General features: G+C 60.5%; 16 protein-coding genes. 8 read left to right on the plus strand and 8 right to left on the minus strand.

Annotation, left to right across the window (positions count from 1 at the left end):
- Positions 1 to 168 precede the first annotated feature (168 nt).
- The 7 genes from tesB to rnm all read right to left on the minus strand — a co-directional run bounded on the left by tesB (position 169) and on the right by rnm (position 5,950).
- Complete coding sequence (tesB, locus tag HKD46_RS04945; RefSeq protein ID WP_039039188.1) at positions 169 to 1,032, minus strand: acyl-CoA thioesterase II; 864 nt, start codon at positions 1,030 to 1,032, stop codon at positions 169 to 171.
- A gap of 188 nt (positions 1,033 to 1,220) precedes the next feature.
- On the minus strand, positions 1,221 to 1,592 hold the full coding sequence (locus HKD46_RS04950; protein ID WP_161470207.1) for an endonuclease domain-containing protein: 372 nt from the start codon (positions 1,590 to 1,592) through the stop codon (positions 1,221 to 1,223).
- Between the two features lie 205 nt (positions 1,593 to 1,797).
- Complete coding sequence (gene rluB, locus HKD46_RS04955; protein ID WP_128297159.1) at positions 1,798 to 2,721, minus strand: 23S rRNA pseudouridine(2605) synthase RluB; 924 nt, start codon at positions 2,719 to 2,721, stop codon at positions 1,798 to 1,800.
- Positions 2,714 to 3,406 carry an SMC-Scp complex subunit ScpB gene (gene scpB, locus HKD46_RS04960; RefSeq protein WP_042014199.1) on the minus strand — a complete coding sequence of 231 codons (693 nt, stop codon included), beginning with the start codon at positions 3,404 to 3,406 and terminating at the stop codon, positions 2,714 to 2,716. The genes rluB and scpB overlap by 8 nt, the downstream gene beginning before the upstream one ends.
- A 41-nt stretch (positions 3,407 to 3,447) precedes the next feature.
- Positions 3,448 to 4,329: a ScpA family protein gene (locus tag HKD46_RS04965; protein ID WP_010673703.1), complete on the minus strand. Its 882-nt coding sequence runs from the start codon at positions 4,327 to 4,329 to the stop codon at positions 3,448 to 3,450.
- A complete protein-coding gene (locus tag HKD46_RS04970) occupies positions 4,322 to 4,942 on the minus strand; it encodes an L-threonylcarbamoyladenylate synthase (RefSeq protein WP_010673702.1) in 621 nt (206 codons plus the stop codon). Before HKD46_RS04970 ends, HKD46_RS04965 begins: the two co-directional genes overlap by 8 nt.
- Positions 4,943 to 5,068: 126 nt before the next feature.
- Positions 5,069 to 5,950: an RNase RNM gene (rnm, locus tag HKD46_RS04975; protein ID WP_039039192.1), complete on the minus strand. Its 882-nt coding sequence runs from the start codon at positions 5,948 to 5,950 to the stop codon at positions 5,069 to 5,071.
- Between the two features lie 424 nt (positions 5,951 to 6,374).
- Between rnm and HKD46_RS04980 the strand changes: the two genes are divergently transcribed.
- The 8 genes from HKD46_RS04980 to HKD46_RS05015 all read left to right on the plus strand — a co-directional run bounded on the left by HKD46_RS04980 (position 6,375) and on the right by HKD46_RS05015 (position 16,690).
- Positions 6,375 to 8,009 (plus strand): anthranilate synthase component 1, encoded by a 1,635-nt coding sequence (locus HKD46_RS04980; protein ID WP_041213211.1) that lies wholly within the window; start codon positions 6,375 to 6,377, stop codon positions 8,007 to 8,009.
- A gap of 80 nt (positions 8,010 to 8,089) precedes the next feature.
- Positions 8,090 to 8,689 (plus strand): aminodeoxychorismate/anthranilate synthase component II, encoded by a 600-nt coding sequence (locus tag HKD46_RS04985; RefSeq protein WP_109422165.1) that lies wholly within the window; start codon positions 8,090 to 8,092, stop codon positions 8,687 to 8,689.
- Positions 8,690 to 8,699: 10 nt separating this feature from the next.
- A complete protein-coding gene (gene trpD / locus HKD46_RS04990) occupies positions 8,700 to 9,713 on the plus strand; it encodes an anthranilate phosphoribosyltransferase (protein ID WP_010673697.1) in 1,014 nt (337 codons plus the stop codon).
- Entirely contained in the window at positions 9,713 to 11,230 is a 1,518-nt protein-coding gene (gene trpCF, locus HKD46_RS04995; RefSeq protein WP_109422164.1) for a bifunctional indole-3-glycerol-phosphate synthase TrpC/phosphoribosylanthranilate isomerase TrpF, read from the plus strand. Before trpD ends, trpCF begins: the two co-directional genes overlap by 1 nt.
- Positions 11,231 to 11,418: 188 nt before the next feature.
- A complete protein-coding gene (trpB, locus tag HKD46_RS05000; RefSeq protein ID WP_041214833.1) occupies positions 11,419 to 12,612 on the plus strand; it encodes a tryptophan synthase subunit beta in 1,194 nt (397 codons plus the stop codon).
- A complete protein-coding gene (trpA, locus tag HKD46_RS05005) occupies positions 12,609 to 13,415 on the plus strand; it encodes a tryptophan synthase subunit alpha (RefSeq protein WP_109422163.1) in 807 nt (268 codons plus the stop codon). Before trpB ends, trpA begins: the two co-directional genes overlap by 4 nt.
- A gap of 1,149 nt (positions 13,416 to 14,564) precedes the next feature.
- Positions 14,565 to 15,407, plus strand: a complete 843-nt coding sequence (locus HKD46_RS05010) for a PIN domain-containing protein (protein WP_128297157.1) — start codon at positions 14,565 to 14,567, stop codon at positions 15,405 to 15,407.
- A 428-nt stretch (positions 15,408 to 15,835) separates the two neighbouring features.
- Positions 15,836 to 16,690, plus strand: coding sequence for a hypothetical protein (locus tag HKD46_RS05015; RefSeq protein ID WP_128297156.1), 855 nt, complete (start codon positions 15,836 to 15,838; stop codon positions 16,688 to 16,690).
- Between the two features lie 273 nt (positions 16,691 to 16,963).
- Here the strand turns inward: HKD46_RS05015 and HKD46_RS05020 are convergent, their stop codons facing one another.
- A complete protein-coding gene (locus HKD46_RS05020; RefSeq protein ID WP_128297155.1) occupies positions 16,964 to 17,491 on the minus strand; it encodes a metal-dependent hydrolase in 528 nt (175 codons plus the stop codon).
- Positions 17,492 to 17,624 lie beyond the last annotated feature (133 nt).

Consider the following 17,624-nt stretch of genomic DNA (forward strand, 5'->3'; position numbering starts at 1 on the left):
GAGCAGTTCAAGTTACCCGCCCGCCGAGAACGAAGTTACCCAAGGTGCATCAAAGCCAAACCACAGAAGTATGCGACGAGAAAACCTAGTAAAAACAATGCCAGTCAGGCTTAACTGACTGGCATTAGAGCCATCGGCTCCCGTTTTTTATTGGTGCAAGAGGGCGTCTCAGCCCCGGCGACGGATCACCCCTTCCTGCATGGTGCTCGCCACCAATACCCCATCCCGGGTGAAGAACTGGCCGCGCACCAGACCCCGACCGCCGCTGGCGCTCGGGCTGTCCACCACGTAGAGCAGCCAGTCGTCCAGCCGGAACTCCCGGTGGAACCACATGGAGTGATCGATGGTGGCCACCTGCATGTCCGGCTCCCAGTAGGAGACCCCGTGGGGCTGCAGGGCGGCGAACAGGAAGTGGAAGTCGGAGGCATAGGCCAGCAGGTAGTTGTGGACCCGCTGATCATCCGGCACCGGGCCATTGGCCTTGAACCAGGTGTAGCGAAGGGGCTCGTGAACATCCGGGCGGATGGGGTCCACCAGGGTCACGGGGCGAATTTCGATGGGCTTCTCGCACAGGATCTTGTCCCGCAGGGCCGCCGGGATCATCTGCTCGTAGGGACGCACCAGCTCCAGCTCGCTCTTGAGCTGCTCCGGGGGCGTGATGCCGGCCGGCATCTTCGCCTGGTGCTCGAAGCCCTCGGCCTCCACCTGGAAGGAGGCGTTGAGGTAGAAGATGGGCTTGCCATTCTGGATGGCCTTGACCCGGCGGGTGGAGACGGTCTGGCCGTCGCGGATGTTCTCCACGTCGTAGACGATGGGCTTGTTGGCATCCCCGGGGCGCAGGAAGTAGGAGTGGAAACTGTGGACCTGGCGGTCGCTTGCCACCGTCTGCTTGGCGGCTGACAAGGCCTGCCCCATCACCTGTCCGCCAAACACGGATCGCAACCCGAGATCCTGGCTCTGGCCCCGAAACAGGCCCTCCTCGATCTTTTCGAGCGCCAGCAGTGCCAGCAGCTCATCCAGTACCTTGCTCATTGGTTTCTCCTGTATCAGTGCGGGAAAGGCTAACAAGCCCGTCCCGGCAGGGCAACCTTCCTGGCGCGCATCCCGGCCGCAACCCCCTCCCGGCCTCCCCCTTCAAAAGGGGGAGGAGCATGAGCTCTCCAACCCACACAGAGGCAACTCTGGCCCCCTCCCCTGGCAAGGGGAGGGCTGGGGTGGGGTCAGACGTGATCAAGCCATGCCCGAATAGATACAACCACTCCGGGTAGATTTTGCATCACCTCCCTGTTGCTAAATCTCAGTACCGTCAACGACAGGGCCGCCATATAGGCATCCCGTTGCTTGTCATGGCTCAAGCCTCGCTCGTCGAAATGGCTGTCACCATCGACCTCTATCACCAATAACCGCTCGGGACAGTAAAAGTCGGCAATGTATGGGCCAATGCCTTGTTGACGGCGAAACTTGACTCCCAGTTGCCCAGCCCGAAGCACCTGCCACAATCGCCGTTCGGGCTCTGTCGGATTGCCTCTTTGTTCACGTCGTTTATCCAGCGTGGCCTCACGGTTGAAAATACGGACGGGCCTCTCGCTCATGGCTGTGCTCCTTTGGCTACAAACTATTTCAGCGTAAACCACAGCCACCCCCTCCCGGCCTCCCCCTCTCTGAGGGGTAGGAGCCTGTCTGGCCCTTTCTCTCCCCTGTGCGATTCAGTCTCAAGGAGCCCGGCGGGAACAGGCAACAAAAAGCCCGCACCATAAGGTGCGGGCTTGGGTTGTTCCGGGCCGACAGGGCGACGGCTTACTTGCTGCCGGTGCCGGAGTTGCGGGTGGAGGAGGTCGGCTTGCGACGGGCGGTGGTGCTGCGCGCGCGCGGCTCCTTGCCCTGCATCTCCTTGTGGCGCTTGACGGCGCGACGGATCTGGGCGGCCTGCTTGTGGCGACCGGCCTTGCCGTCCTGCTGCAGATCCACCTTGGACTCGGTCTCGTTCGGCAGATTCACCAGGCCGCGCAGGTAGTTCACCTCGGGGAGTTTCAGCTCCTGCCAGCCGCCGCGGGGGATGCCGCGATCCAGCTTGACGTCGCCGTAGCGGATACGCATCAGGCGGCTCACCTGCACTTCCTGGGATTCCCACAGGCGGCGCACTTCCCGGTTGCGGCCCTCGGTCAGGGTGACGTTGAACCACTGGTTCAGCCCCTCGCCACCGGCGGGCTTGATCTTGTTGAACTTGGCCATGCCGTCTTCCAGCTGCACGCCCTTGCGCAGGCGCTGCAACATGGCTTCGGTGATCTCGCCAAAGACCCGCACCGCGTATTCCCGCTCCACTTCGTGGCTCGGGTGCATCAGGCGGTTCGCCAGTTCACCGTCGGTGGTGAACAGCAAGAGACCGGAGGTGTTGACGTCAAGGCGGCCGACCGCAATCCAGCGGGCGCCATCCATCTTGGGCAGACGATCAAACACGGTGGGACGTCCTTCCGGATCGTGGCGGGTGCACATCTCCCCTTCGGGCTTGTGGTAGGCCAGCACGCGGCAGATCACTTCCTCTGCGGCGCGGGTCTTGACCTGGTGGCCATCCACCCGGATCACGGCGTTCACTTCGACGCGATCCCCCAGCGTGGCGACCTTGCCATCCACGCTGACCCGACCTGCGGTGATCAGGGCCTCCATCTCACGACGGGAGCCTTGACCCGCGCGGGCCAATACTTTTTGCAGTTTTTCACTCATCGGGTTTACCTGATTGTTGATCGCTGCCCGCCGACATCGCGGACAACCTTGGCTCTTGTGGGAAGGCCCCGTTGGCCTCCCCACCATGTTCATGCTCAGCACGGCCTGCCAGAGGCTGACCGTCACCGCCCTCGCCCGGCATGAGCGACAAGGGGGCCTGCAGCTCGGGATCCAGCTCGGGGAGCTGCTCCAGACTCTGCAGGTTGAAATAGTCCAGAAATTCACGGGTGGTGGCGAGCAGCTCGGGGCGACCCGCCACCTCCTTGTGGCCGATGCTGCGCACCCAGCCACGCTCCTTGAGGGTGTTGACGATCTGGCTCGACACCGCCACCCCGCGGATGGCTTCTATCTCCGCCCGGGTGATGGGCTGACGATAGGCAATCAGCGTCAGCGTCTCCATCACGGCGCGGGAATAACGGGGAGCCCGCTCGCTCCACAGGCGCGACAGCTCCTCGGCATACTCCTGGCGGGCCTGGAAACGCCAGCCGGAGGCCACCTCTTTGAGCTCGACCCCCCGCTCGCTGTAATCCTGTCTGAGCTCTGCCAGCAGCAGCTGGACATAGCGGCCGGTGACCGGGTAGTCCGAGAGCACGCTGCCCTTGATTTCGCTCACCGTGAGGGGACGCCCCGCCACGAAGATCGCCGCCTCGATCAGGGTCTTCAATCGTTCAGCAGGCAGCGCCACGGTGGACCTCCCGGGTCCGCGCCCCTGGCGCCGCCCCTCGCTCAGTGTAGATGCTCATGCTCCTCCCCTTTCCCCTGACTGGCCAGGGCAAAATGGATGGGGCCCAGGGGCTCCGCCTGCAAGATCCAGATCAATTGTTCCTTGCACAGCTCCAGCAGGGCCAGGAAGGTCACCAGCACCCCCATGCGCCCCTCCTCGGCCCGCAGCACCTGCTCCAGGCGCAGGGTCTGGCCCAGGGAGAGCATGGCGAGGATCTCCGCCATCCGTACCCGGGTCGGGATCTGCTCGCGGCGGATCTGGTGATGTTCAAAATGAGTCGCGCGTTTTACCACACTTTGCATGTAAAGGGCGAGTTCAACCAGAGAAACATCGGGCGCCAATGGCTTCAAGGCACCAAAATCCGGCGCCATGGCGGCGGCGACGAAGATCTCCCGCTCCACCCTCGGCAGGGCATTGACCCGCTCCGCCCCCAGCTTGTAGCGCTCGTACTCCTGCAGGCGACGAATGAGGGTGACGCGAGGATCTTCCCCCTCCTCCTCGTCTTCCAGCTCCGGGGCCTTGGGCAGCAGCAGGCGGGACTTTATCTCCGCGAGCCAGGCCGCCATCAGCAGGTATTCCGCCGCCAGCTCGAGATTGAGCCCCTGCATCAGATCCACGTACTCCATGTACTGGGCGGTGATCTGCAGGATGGGCAGGTTGAGGATGTCGAGCTGCTGGCGCCGGATGAGGTAGAGCAAGAGATCCAGCGGCCCCTCGAAGGTGTCGAGAAACACCTCCAGCGCATCGGGGGGGATGAACAAGTCCTGGGGCAGCTCATGGTAGGGCTGCCCCAGCACGGTGGCGATGGGCGGGGGAAGGGAAGCCTCCCCCGTCGTGCCCGCGGGGGTTGTCAGCGCGGGCACGGGGTCGGCAAGATCACTCAAACGGCGTCGGATCCCCGGCACCGCGGCGACGCAGCACGGGCTCGTCGTCGGAGAAGTCCACCACAGTGGTGGGCTGCTCGCCCAGATACCCGCCGTTGACCACCAGATCCAGCTGCTTGCCGAGCTTGTCGGCAATCTCCTCGGGGTCGAACTCCGCCATCTCGGAGCCCGGCAGGATCAGGGTGGTGGAGAGCAGCGGCTCACCGAGGGCCTCGAGCAAGGCCAGCGCGATGTTGTTGGCCGGGACCCGGATGCCGATGGTCTTCTTCTTCTCGTTCATGAGGCGGCGCGGCACCTCCTTGGTGGCCTTGAAGATGAAGGTGTAGGGTCCGGGGGTGTTGTTCTTGACCAGCCGGAAGGCGGTGTTGTCCACCTTGGCGTAAGTGGAGATCTCCGAGAGATCCCGGCACACCAGGGTGAAGTCGTGGTTCGGCTCGATGCGACGGATGCGGCAGATGCGCTCCAGGGCATCCTTGTTGCCCATCTGGCAGCCCAGGGCGTAGCCGGAGTCGGTGGGATAGACGATGACGCCGCCGTTTTGCAGGATCTGCACCGCCTGGCTGATGAGGCGAACCTGGGGATTGTCGGGATGTACGTAAAAATGCTGACTCATATGCTCTTCTCGCGATAGGGGGCACGCTCGTTGCCCGCTTCATGGTCAAGGGCCCCTTGGCCCATGACACTACCTTAACCTGTTTGACGCAGACTCGCCTGCATCAAAGATGCCGGCCCGGGGCGCTCAGCGGCTGGCCAGCAGGCCCGCATGCTCCTCGGGGGTGAGCCCGAAATGACCGGGGTGACCGAGCCACAGCGGCATCCCCTCCTTGGGGAGCCAGAGGTGGCGGCCAAGCTCGGTCCAGTTGGAGGGGAAGTGAAAATCGGACCCCACCGAAATATAGAGATCGTGCTCCCTGGCCCACTGGCCGAGATTCGCCCGCTCCTGTGGGCTCTGCTGGGGCAGGGAGACCTCCATGGCATCCCCCCCGACGGCCTTGAAGGCCACCAGCAGCCGCTTGATCCACTTGGCGGTGAGATTGTAGCGGCTCGGGTGGGCCAGCACCGCCAGCCCGCCTGCGGCGTGGATGGCCTCGATGGCCTCCCCCATCCCGGGCCACTCGGCGGGAACATAGCCCTTGTTGCCCCGGCTCAGGTACTTCTTGAACACCTTCTGCATATTGTCGGCCACCCCGCGCGCCACCAGCACCCGGGCAAAGTGGGCCCGGGTCACGGCGGCGTCACCGGCAAGCTGCTTGGCCTCTTCATAGGTGCCCGGGATGAGGCACTTCTCCAGACGACGCCCTATTTCCTCGGCGCGCGCCTCCCGGCGAGCCCGCTGCCCTGCCAAAAAGGCGAGCAACTGGGGATTTTTCTCGTCCACCCCGAGGGCCACGATGTGGATCTCGTGATGCTCCCACCCGGTGGAGATCTCCACCCCGCTCACCAGGCGCAGTGGCAACTGGTCGGCCGAGATGGTCTGGCGCACCTCCTCAAGCCCGTCGAGGGTATCGTGGTCAGTGACCGCTAACACCTCCACCCCTTTTTCGGCGGCGCGGCGCACCAGGTCGGCGGGGCTCAGCACCCCGTCCGAGGCGGTGGTGTGGCAATGAAGATCGAATCTCATCGGCGTGTTTCGCTCTTGTTTGGGACCTGCCTGGAAAAGGCCGGCAAAAAAGCGACTTGACTTGGCCGCGGCTTTATCGTTTTCTGTAGGCACTTCATTGCAAACATCTTTTTACAGGACTCAATCTCATGCAAGCGACTTCCATCCTGACCATCTGGTGGTGGCACACTCCCTGACATGCGGGCGTGTGGTCGTTGCTGTACCTGTAATCTGACAGCAAGTTAAGAACCCAAAGAAAAAGCCCGCTGACCCCAGCGGGCTTTTTTATTATCCGGCAAATGGACCTGTGATGAAACCGACAATTCAGAGAAGCACACTGACATGGCGATGGCGAACTCGCTGACGTGACCCGAACCCGACCCATTTTCAAGAGAGACAGCGCCATGACCATCGGTGACACACAACACATGCAAGGGAAGGCATTATGACAGGCAACAAGACCCGTTTGCCCCTGGGCGAATTCGATACCATCCGGCTCAATGCCCCCTATGTGACAGACCCCCTGGCACTCTATACTCGACTCTGCCAGGACAGACCCAACAACCTGCTGCTCGAATCGGTGGAGATCGACTCCAAGGCCGGTACCCAGAGCCTGCTGCTGGTGGACGCCTGCCTGCGCATCGAGTGCCGCGGCCGCGCCGTGCAGGTGCGCCCCCTCGGCGACAACGGCGCCGCCCTGCTGCGTCTGCTGGAGCAGCGCCTGCCCGCCGTCATCACCCAGACCCGGGTGGCGGACGAGCTGCACCTCGACTTCCCGGCGTCCGATCGGGAGCTTGACGAAGACAGCCGCCTCAAGGGCAGCAGCGTGCTGGACGTGCTGCGTACCCTGCAGCGGGAGCTGCAATGCCAGCAGGGCAAAGAGGCCCTCTTCATGGCGGGCAGCTTCGCCTACGACCTCATCGCCTCCTTTGAAGACTTGCCCGAGGTGCCAGAGGGGAGCAACGACTGCCCTGACTACTGCTTCTATGTGGCCGAGACCCTGATCACCATCGATCACATCAAGCAGAGCACCCAGTTGCTGGCCTGCCTGTTCGGCGGCGAAGAGGATGAGCAGCTGGACGCGCGCTACGCCCGCCTGACCGCTCGCCTCGAGTCCTTCAAACAGGCCTGTCAGCAGCCGCTGCCTGCGCCGCAGGGCACGGCGCCGCTGACCGGCGCCCTGGCCGTCGACAAGGGAGACAAGCAGTTCTGCGCCGAGGTCGAGAAGCTCAAGGGCTTCATCCGCCGTGGTGACATCTTCCAGGTGGTGCCGTCCCGCAGCTTCTCCCTCCCCTGCCCGGATCCCGTCGCCGCCTATCGCCGCCTCAAGCAGACCAACCCCAGCCCCTACATGTTCTACGTGCAGGACGAGGGCTTCACCCTGTTTGGCGCCTCCCCCGAGAGCGCGGTCAAGTTCTGTGCCAACAGCCGCCAGGTGGAGATGTACCCCATCGCCGGCACCCGCCGCCGTGGCCTCAACCCGGACGGCAGCATCAACCTGGATCTGGACGGCCGCATCGAGCTGGAGCTGCGCCAGGACGAGAAAGAGGTGGCCGAGCACCTGATGCTGGTGGATCTGGGCCGCAACGACATCGCCCGCATCTCCGCCCCCGGCACCCGCTACGTCAAGGATCTGCTCAAAGTGGATCGCTACAGCCACGTCATGCACCTGGTCTCCCGGGTGGTGGGCACCCTTCGCGCCGACCTTGACGCCCTGCACGCCTACCAGGCCTGCATGAACATGGGCACCCTGACCGGTGCCCCCAAGCTGCGCGCCAGCGAGCTTATCCGCATGGTGGAAGGCAAGCGTCGCGGCAGCTACGGCGGCGCCGTGGGTTACCTGAACGGCGCAGGGGAGATGGACACCTGCATCGTCATCCGCTCCGCCTTCGTGAAAGAGGGGGTCGCCCATGTCCAGGCCGGCGCCGGGGTGGTCTATGACTCCAAACCCCAGGCCGAGGCGGACGAGACCCGCGCCAAGGCGGCGGCCGTGCTGGCCGCCATCGCTGCCAGCCATGGCACCTCCCTGCAGGCCCTCAGCGCCCAGCAGGAACAACACAAGGACGTGAGCCATGACTAACATCTTCCTGCTCGACAACGTCGATTCGTTCACTTACAACGCTTTGGCCGACCAGTTCCGCACTTCGAAGGAGCAGTCCCATGACTAACATCTTCCTGCTCGACAACTTCGACTCGTTTACCTACAACCTCGTCGACCAGTTCCGCACCCTGGGCTACCCGGTGCGCATCTACCGCAACAGCCTGCCGGCGAGCCGCATCATGAGTGAGATCGACGCCTGCGAAGGGGACGCCGTGCTGGTGCTCTCCCCGGGGCCGGGCGCCCCCCATGAGGCGGGCTGCCTCATCGATCTCATCAAGCTGGCCCGGGGCCGGGTGCCCATCCTCGGCATCTGCCTCGGTCATCAGGCCCTGTGCGAAGCCTACGGCGGCACCGTCGGGGCGGCGGGGGAAATCGTCCACGGCAAGCGCTCCCTCATCGAGCACAACGGCCATGGCGCCTTCGCGGGGCTGCCGAGCCCCTTGCCGGTGGCCCGCTACCACTCCCTGGTGGCCACCTATGTGCCACAAGAGTTGCAGGTGATTGCCCACTATCAGGGCATGCCCATGGCCATCGAGCAGCGTGACGAGCGGGTGCTGGGCTTCCAGTTCCACCCGGAATCCATCATGACCAGCGAAGGGGCCCGCCTGCTCACCCAGGCCCTCGCCCATGTCACCCGTCCAGAAAGCCACGTGCGGTAAGGAAGAGACCATGCATCAACATCTCAACACCCTCTATCAGGGTCAGTCTCTCACCCGCGACGCCGCCCGCGACGCCTTCGGCCAGGTGGTTCGTGGTGAAGTGGATCCCATCGTGCTCGCGAGCCTTTTGACCGCCCTCAAGATCAAGGGGGAGACCCCGGAGGAGATCGCCGGCGCCGCCGAGGCGCTCTTGGCCGAAGCCCGCGACTTCCCGCGCCCGGACTATGCCTTCTGCGACATCGTCGGCACCGGGGGAGACGGCCTCAACACCATCAACGTCTCCACCACCTCGGCCCTGGTGGCCGCCGCCTGCGGCCTGAAAGTGGCCAAGCACGGCAACCGCTCGGTCTCGAGCAAGTCGGGGTCGAGCGATCTGCTCGATAAAATGGGCATCAAGCTCGACATGAGCCCGGCCCAGGCCCGCCGCTGCCTGGACGAGCTCGGGGTCTGCTTCCTGTTCGCCCCCCAGTACCACGCCGGGGTGCGCCATGCCATGCCGGTGCGCCAGGCCCTCAAGACCCGCACCCTGTTCAACGTGCTGGGGCCGCTCATCAACCCCGCTCGTCCCAGCTTCCAGCTGATGGGGGTCTATGCCCCCGAGCTGGTGCGCCCCATCGCCGAAACCCTGCTGGCACTCGGCCTGAAAACCGGTATGGTGGTGCACGGCGCCGGTCTCGACGAGATTGCCATCCACGGCCCGACCCAGGTGGCGGAAATCCGCGACGGCGAAATTCGCGAGTACTTGCTCACCCCGGCGGACTTTGGCCTCGACACCTACCCGGTCAGCGCCATCCAGGGCGGTGAGCCCGAGGAGAACCGCGCCATCACCGCCGCCATCCTGGAAGGACGCGGCAGCCCGGCCCACAACGCCGCCATCGCCGCCAACGTGGCGCCGCTCCTGGTCATGGCGGGCGAGGCCCCGGACTTTAGGCAGGCCGCCGCCCGGGTGCTGGCGGTGCTGGCAAGCGGCCAGGCCGCCCTCCTCGCCCGGGATCTCGCCACCCTGAGCCATCAGGAGGCATGATGTCAGCCACCACCACAGCGTGCCCCAGGGGCACTCACCCAGAACGCCCGACGGGCAACAGCCAGCTTCGCAAGGATAACGAGATGTCAGATGTCATTGCTCCCCACGCCTTTCTGAACATGGCCTCCATCAGCCAGACCATCCTCGGCAAGATCGTGGCGGCCAAGCAGGAGTGGGTCGCCGCCCGCAAGGAGAGCCAGCCCCTGGCGAGCTTCCAGGACGCGCTGACCCCAAGCGATCGGGACTTCGAGGGGGATCTGCGCCAAGGCTCCACCCGCTTCATTCTGGAGTGCAAGAAGGCCTCCCCCTCCAAGGGCTTGATCCGCAACGACTTCAGCCCGGAGGCCATCGCCGACATCTATGGCCACTACGCCACCGCCATCTCGGTGCTGACGGACGAGAAGTTCTTCCAGGGGGATTTCGCCTTCCTGCCCCGGGTACGCGGCCGCGTCCAGCAGCCGGTGCTCTGCAAGGACTTCATGATTGACCCCTATCAGGTCTATCTGGCCCGCCACTATCAGGCGGACGCCATCCTCTTGATGCTCTCCGTGCTCACCGACGAGGGGTATCGCGCCCTGTTCAAAGTGGCGAAAGAATTGGGCCTCGGGGTGCTCACCGAGGTGAGCAACGAGGAGGAGCTGACCCGCGCCATCGACCTCGGCGCCCCGGTGATTGGCATCAACAACCGGGATCTGCGGGATTTGAGCGTCGATCTTGCCCGCACCCGGCAACTGGCGGCCAGGATCCCGGGGGATCGGGTGGTGATCAGCGAATCCGGCATCAACCACCGCGCCCAGGTGGCGGCCCTGCGCCACCACGCCAAGGGCTTCCTGGTGGGATCTTCCCTCATGGCGGAGCCGGATCTGGAGGCCGCGGTGCGCAAGCTCGTGCTCGGCCAGAACAAGGTGTGCGGCCTGACCCGTCCCGAGGACGCCGCCGCCGCCCATCAGGCGGGCGCCGTGTTCGGCGGCCTCATCTTTGTGGCGAAAAGCCCGCGCTACGTGGACATTCCCGCCGCCCGCGCCGTGATGGCGGGCGCGCCGCTCTCTTACGTCGGGGTGTTTCGCAATGCCCAGCCCGCCACCATCGCCAAGACGGTGGATGCGCTGGGGCTCGCCGCCGTGCAACTGCACGGGGACGAAGACGCCGCCTATATCGAGACCCTGCGCCCCCTGCTGCCGGCGGGCTGCCAGATCTGGAAGGCCGTCGGAGTCACAAGTGGCGAGCCCCTGCCCACCCTCGACTACCCGGCGGATCGCCTGCTGCTCGATACTGTCGTGAAAACTGCGGTCGGCAGCCAGAGCGGCGGCACCGGCCAGGCGTTCGACTGGACCCTGCTGGCCCATCTCGATAAAGCCCGGCTGATGCTGGCGGGGGGCCTCAACCCCGACAACGCCCTCGAGGCCGCGCAAGTGGGCTGCCTCGGCCTTGATTTCAACTCCGGGGTGGAGAGTGCCCCGGGCAGGAAGGATGCCCACAAGCTGGCTGCCGCCTTTGGCGCCCTGCGCCAACTGTGAGCGCCCCCGTGACTCATTCAACGAATTAATGAACTGCGTTTGCCCATAAGCACAAGGAATAATGTATGACCCTGCTCAATCCGTTTTTCGGTGAATTTCGTCGATGACATGTATGTGCCCCAGCCATACGCCTCAGCCCGCCAAGGCTCATACCTGATCTCAATTGCAGAATGTAAAGGAAGATAACCATGACCCTGCTCAATCCGTTTTTCGGTGAATTTGGTGGTATGTACGTGCCCCAGATCCTCATCCCCGCCCTGCTCCAGCTGGAGAAGGCCTTCGTCGATGCCAAGGACGATCCGGCCTTCGTCGCCGAGTTTCAGGCACTCCTGACCGAGTACGCCGGTCGCCCGACCCCGCTCACCCTGACCCGCAATCTGACCAAGGGCACCAAGACCCGCCTCTACCTCAAGCGTGAAGATCTGCTGCACGGCGGCGCCCACAAGACCAACCAGGTGCTGGGTCAGGCCCTGCTTGCCAAGCGCATGGGCAAGCACGAGATCATCGCCGAGACCGGCGCCGGTCAGCACGGTGTGGCCACTGCACTGGCCTGCGCCCTGCTCGGCCTCAAGTGCCGGGTCTACATGGGAGCCAAGGATTGCGAGCGCCAGAAGCCGAACGTGTTTCGCATGAAGCTGATGGGCGCCACCGTGATCCCGGTGCACTCCGGCTCCAGCACCCTCAAAGATGCCTGCAACGAGGCGCTGCGGGACTGGGCTGCCAACTACGAGACCGCCCACTACCTGCTCGGCACCGCCGCTGGCCCCCACCCCTTCCCCACTATCGTGCGGGAGTTCCAGAAGATGATCGGGGAAGAGGCCAAGGCCCAGTGCTTCGAAAAAGAAGAGCGCCTGCCCGATGCGGTGATCGCCTGCGTTGGCGGCGGCTCCAATGCCATCGGCATGTTTGCGGACTTTATCGATGAGCCTTCCGTGCGCCTTATCGGGGTCGAACCCGGTGGTCACGGCATCGAGAGCGGCGAGCACGGCGCGCCGCTCGGTCACGGCAGCAAGGGGGTCTTCTTTGGCATGCACTCCTTCCTGATGCAGGACAACCAGGGCCAGATCCAGGAGTCCTACTCCGTCTCGGCGGGGCTGGACTTCCCCTCCGTCGGCCCCCAGCACGCCCACCTGGCCGCCATCGGCCGCGCCGAGTACCCCTCGGTGACCGACAAGGAGGCGCTGGACGCCTTCCAGGAGCTGGCCAAATCCGAAGGCATCATACCCGCGCTGGAGTCCTCCCACGCCCTGGCCCATGCCCTCAAGATGGCCCGCAGTGAACCGGAAAAAGAGCAGGTGCTCATCGTCAACCTCTCCGGCCGTGGCGACAAAGATATCTTCACCGTTGCCGACATTTTCGAGAAAGAAGGAACCTTGTCATGAACCGTTACGCACAACTCTTCTCCCGTCTGGACGAAGCCAATCAGGGCGCCTTTGTGCCGTTCGTGATGCTGGGTGACCCCACCCCCGAATTGTCCCTGGCCATCGTCGATGCCCTGGTCGAAGGGGGCGCCGACGCCCTCGAACTCGGCATTCCCTTCTCCGATCCGGTGGCGGACGGCCCCACCATTCAGGGTGCCGCCCTGCGCGCCTTTGCCAGCCACACCACCCCGGATGACTGCTTCGGCCTGCTCGCCCGCATCCGCGCCAAGTACCCACAGCTGCCCATTGGCCTTTTGGTCTACGCGAACCTGGTCTATGTGCGCCACATCGACGGCTTCTACGAGAAGTGCCAGCAGGCGGGGGTGGACTCCGTGCTGGTGGCCGACGTGCCGGTGCAGATGTGCGAACCCTACAAGGCGGCCGCCGACAAGTTCGGCATCGACAGCATCTTTATCGCCCCGCCCAACGGCGATGCCGAGACGCTCAAGGCTGTTGCCGAGCTGGGCTCCGGTTACACCTATCTGGTGAGCCGCGCCGGCGTGACCGGTGCCGAGACCAAGGCCGGCATGCCGGTGGAGGGGCTGATCAATACCTTGCGCGAGTTCAACGCCCCCCCCGCCCTGCTCGGCTTTGGCATCAGCGAACCGGCTCAGGTACGTGAGGCCATCGCCGCTGGCGCCGCCGGTGCCATCTCGGGTTCGGCAGTGGTGAAGATCATCGAAACCCACCACAAGAACCCGGAGCATATGCTCACCCGTCTGAAGGAGTTTGTGGAAGGGATGAAGGCCGCGACCAATCGATAAGGAGCGGCATGGGTCAAATGCCATTGATCATGTCTGAGAAAAGGGAGCCTGATAGGCTCCCTTTTGTTATCCGGCGTCAGCGGTTTACTCCTCTGTAGGTCTGATTAGCGAAGCGTAATCAGACGTTCGCGACCTTGATGTGGTGGCGCGGCTTCGCCATGCAATGGAGCACCGTAGGGTGCAATAAGCGCAGCGCATTGCACCGCAAGAAATCGTCTGTTCCACGACGACAGACTCTCGCCGAATTCCCGAGCCAGCGGTTGAGCCCTTGATGCGGTGCGGCTTCGCCGCATGGAACGCGAGGGCTCCGCCCTCGACAGGGTTTCGCCCGCCCTTCGGGCCGGGGCGAGTGACTTTGGAAAGACCCGCTCTCTTTGGCAAATAACACCAAAGGTCTTCTCCCCCGCTTATTCGCCCGACTGATGTCGGGTTCCTTCGGCTCACCCTCTTGTCCAACGGCACGCGCCGATGGGCCGTCCATGGCCCAACGCCACTCGCTCGGCATCCTGCCTCGCGGCCTGGACAAGAGGGCTCGCCTCAACGAATAAGAGGGGGATCAAAACCGTGCCCGCCTGAGGCTATCGTGCAACCGTGAACAAGCCCCCTCTCCCCTTGGGAGAGGGCTGGGGTGAGGGTAACTTTGCATTCCCGGCCAAATGCGTTGATCACCCAAAGCACAATCGATGACTAATTTATTGATCCAACACAGATTCCCGCCAAAACACGCTTCTCAAGGCGCCCCCCTCCCCCTTAAGATAGCCAAACGACAATCTCTCTCGGGAGCACACCATGGCTGCGATTGTTGCTATCTCGCAGGTTAACAGCAGCGAACTGGGGTCTGCCACTCAGGGGCGGTAGCGTGGTTGTTGTAGGTTGGTGCAGAGCGGATCGAAGACCAACAGGCGAGCATAATTGCGCTAACCTACGATTTTTAGCCAAATACACGATATGTTTTTTATACAGTGGTAATGAAAGAGTAAAAGATGAGGTCAAGTGAATACATGCAAGAATCAGATACAGACTGTTAATATTTTTATTTAATTTTATTTTTTCCGTGGAAACTATCTGGGCAGAGCATAGTGATACGAAAGACTCTGCTATCGGATTAGTGCCGCCTTCTATCTAATCACTGTTAGGCCTTCACAAGTTATGGCTGATCGCTACATAATTGACACTAATGTAGTACTTCAATATCCCGAAGTACTAGCAATGGCCGCCGGAAAAAAAATAGTTATTCCACAAGCGGTACTTGAAGAACTGCAACATGCGCGGTTGCGCGGAGTTCAGCGTGGGGTACAAGACGTGATTGCTGAAGCAATCGGGAAAGGTGCTCACGTTGCCCCAACTCCAGCAAGTATCAAACAAGAACCGATTGCTTCTGACAGGGCCGCTCAAAGGCTAAATGGTGCTGATATAGCCATTGCGCGGATAGCTATAGATTATGCCGATCGCATGGGGACCAAAGCAGTCTGTGTTGTTACAGCAGATCGTGCGCTTGTGGAATTCCTTGGCTCTAGGGGTATTAGCGCAATCAGTGGCCGTCAATTTCTGACCGAACCATCTATTGGCAAAGTAGATAAAGAAATTGAAGTAACAGCCAAGCAAATTATTTCCAATCAGCGGCGTTACCTGATTATTAGCTTTGTCCTTGGTATTGTTTCTGCGCTATTTGGTAATTTCGCGTTTTCAAATATTAAATACCTCATTACCACAATTTCCATTTGGGGCACATTGTTCGCGCTTCCTGTGCTTGGCATTGGCCTTTATTGGTACCGTGAGCGTTTTCGTCTGTCTTATGGAATTTTCGAGTTTATCGTTGGCGTAATCATGACCTACTACATATTCTTCCCAAACTTTGACTATTCAAAGCTTGGCCCAGTTGAAGCCATTCAAATTCTTGGTGGGCTATATGTCATGGTTCGTGGCCTAGATAATGTCGGAAAAGGCACTGAGGGAACGCGCATAGAACAGCTATGGAAAAAACTATTTTGAGCAAAAGCGTTCACGGCCTAACCCTACGCGCCAAGGGACGCGCCGCAAGCTGCGCGCCCCTGATCTAGCACGTTATGCGTTTCTCATTTATCGCTTGGGAACAACATGAAAAGAAAAGTTAAGCGCGAAAAGTAGCTTCCGGCGTTTGCAATTCACAAATCTGGGACACCCAACTTTCTGAGCAAGGTTTAGCATAGCCAACATTCAAAAAGATGGGCGTCCCAGCGCTGCTATCGGATGGCTTGCAGACACAATCGGGGTGAGAGCATTCAAACTGATACCTTTAAAAAGTTAGCCCCCCCCCTATTTCTGAGCAACGAAACCAAAATCAGGACACCCACCTTTATGAGCACAACCCTGCATAGCCAACACTAAAAAGGTGGGAGTCCCAGTGTTGCCTCCTATAAAAATATGAATGAGTAACAACTATGAATGAAGACTCAGAACCAACTGTATATGATTATATTAGTAAATACCATTTTCCAATTATTGGGTATGACCAGAAATCAGGTAAAGAAATACTTGTCGGAACATGTATTATTGTAAATTTACTTGATCGTTTTTTTCTTGTCACCGCATCTCATGTGATGAATGCTAGAGAAAATTTGAAAGATAAAGAATTATGGATATGGAATTTTTCAGATGGATGTAAGTTCACCATAACCGAAGATATAATCGGCGATGATAGTCTAGATTTGCCACACCACCATGATATCGCCGTTGTAGAGTTAAATGTTTCAAGATATGGTATTTTCAAAACCATCGATTTTCAGAGAAATTGTTTTATAGGATTGCACAGGATTATTGGTACAAAGTACTTTCAACCTGCCCTAGGTGAGGATACATTTCTTATTATTGCTGGCTACCCGAGCTCTATGAACAAACTTCTTAAAAATAGATACAAGAAACCAAAGTTATTAATTCATTCAACCGACCATTTTTTAGGTAAGATGTCTAATGATGTCATTGATGAGTTACTGACAATATCTGCAAGATGGGATGACGAAAATCTCGAGAATAAGGGAGCGAATCTTCCCGCCCCACAAGGTATGAGTGGAGGTGGGGTTTGGGTGTTGTCAAATAAATCCGAGTTCAACCCTCGTTTATATGCCATCTCTGTCGCATGCTTAAGTCGAGAAAAAAGAATAGTCGCTGTTAAAATGGCGGTTGTTTTGTCCATGATAAAGTGCTTCTTCCCAGATACTATTCTAGATAAAGTGAACCTACCTTTTAAACATGAGATTGTTTGTGATAAAAGCGTTAAATTATTTCGTGTGGAGTAGATATATAATTTTCTAGTGTTGCGGGTATTAATCGTTATCGAGGATAATATGAAAGCTAATTTATTGAAATAATAGCGCTGATTTGAGGTCAGTTGCTGAAACATTACTGATGATTCGTCATTATTTTTATTTAAACTCTTTGTCATAACACAAATCTGGGACACCCACCTTTCTGAGCGAGACGTCACATCGCCAGAACCCAAAAGATGGGTGTCCACGTTTTGATTTTTTTCTCAGCCACCATATATCCAACAACCCTTTCCAATCTCACCATTACCGCCCCCGTTTCCACACCCGCCACCCCATCAACACCAGCACAACTCCCGGCAGCCAGACCCAGTAGAGCTCGGAGAGGATCACCGCCTCACCTCGGGCGGTGAGATAGGCCTCCAGCTTGAAGGGAGCGACCCGGATCACCTGCCAGGGGGCAAAGAAACGCTCGTCACGCCACGGCCAGAGCCAGCCAACCCCCTTGCCACCTGTGGTGAGGGAATCGAGCAGGCTGTGGGAGAGCAAAGAGACCAGCAGAAACGACCAGACGGTGGCGGCGCTGGCCCGAAGATGGCGGTGAAACAGCATGGCCAGCGTGGGCAGGGCAAAGGCGAACAGCAATGAATGGGTAAAGCCGCGATGGCCAAAGACATGGCCATAGGCGACCCCCAGTTTGAAGGCGAGCACGTCGGCATCGGGCAGCATGGCGATGGCAACCCCCGCCAGCAGCAGACGCAGCGAGATAATCCGGCTGCCAAGCCCGAGTCCAAGGCAGATAGGTACGGCGGCATGGGTGACTATGGTGGGCATAGAGTGAAGCTCCAACTGAAAACTGGTGCTTACCCTAATCCCGTTCGGTGAAGTGAACATGAAGTGCACTGCGGCTCTGCAAGCGACATCCTCCCGGCCCCTCGATCATCCCCCAGACCATCCCTCACCAACT

The organism is Aeromonas sp. TW 6 (assembly GCF_013168745.1).
Taxonomy (GTDB): domain Bacteria; phylum Pseudomonadota; class Gammaproteobacteria; order Enterobacterales; family Aeromonadaceae; genus Aeromonas; species Aeromonas caviae.

Excerpts from the sequence above, each read along its gene's own strand:
- tesB (WP_039039188.1), bottom strand. The coding sequence starts at position 1,032 with ATGAGCAAGGTACTGGATGAGCTGCTGGCACTGCTGGCGCTCGAAAAG.
- HKD46_RS04950 (WP_161470207.1), bottom strand. The coding sequence starts at position 1,592 with ATGAGCGAGAGGCCCGTCCGTATTTTCAACCGTGAGGCCACGCTGGAT.
- rluB (WP_128297159.1), bottom strand. The coding sequence starts at position 2,721 with ATGAGTGAAAAACTGCAAAAAGTATTGGCCCGCGCGGGTCAAGGCTCC.
- HKD46_RS04970 (WP_010673702.1), bottom strand. The coding sequence starts at position 4,942 with ATGAGTCAGCATTTTTACGTACATCCCGACAATCCCCAGGTTCGCCTC.
- rnm (WP_039039192.1), bottom strand. The coding sequence starts at position 5,950 with ATGAGATTCGATCTTCATTGCCACACCACCGCCTCGGACGGGGTGCTG.
- HKD46_RS04980 (WP_041213211.1), top strand. The coding sequence starts at position 6,375 with ATGACAGGCAACAAGACCCGTTTGCCCCTGGGCGAATTCGATACCATC.
- HKD46_RS04985 (WP_109422165.1), top strand. The coding sequence starts at position 8,090 with ATGACTAACATCTTCCTGCTCGACAACTTCGACTCGTTTACCTACAAC.
- trpD (WP_010673697.1), top strand. The coding sequence starts at position 8,700 with ATGCATCAACATCTCAACACCCTCTATCAGGGTCAGTCTCTCACCCGC.
- trpCF (WP_109422164.1), top strand. The coding sequence starts at position 9,713 with ATGTCAGCCACCACCACAGCGTGCCCCAGGGGCACTCACCCAGAACGC.
- trpB (WP_041214833.1), top strand. The coding sequence starts at position 11,419 with ATGACCCTGCTCAATCCGTTTTTCGGTGAATTTGGTGGTATGTACGTG.
- trpA (WP_109422163.1), top strand. The coding sequence starts at position 12,609 with ATGAACCGTTACGCACAACTCTTCTCCCGTCTGGACGAAGCCAATCAG.
- HKD46_RS05010 (WP_128297157.1), top strand. The coding sequence starts at position 14,565 with ATGGCTGATCGCTACATAATTGACACTAATGTAGTACTTCAATATCCC.
- HKD46_RS05015 (WP_128297156.1), top strand. The coding sequence starts at position 15,836 with ATGAATGAAGACTCAGAACCAACTGTATATGATTATATTAGTAAATAC.
- HKD46_RS05020 (WP_128297155.1), bottom strand. The coding sequence starts at position 17,491 with ATGCCCACCATAGTCACCCATGCCGCCGTACCTATCTGCCTTGGACTC.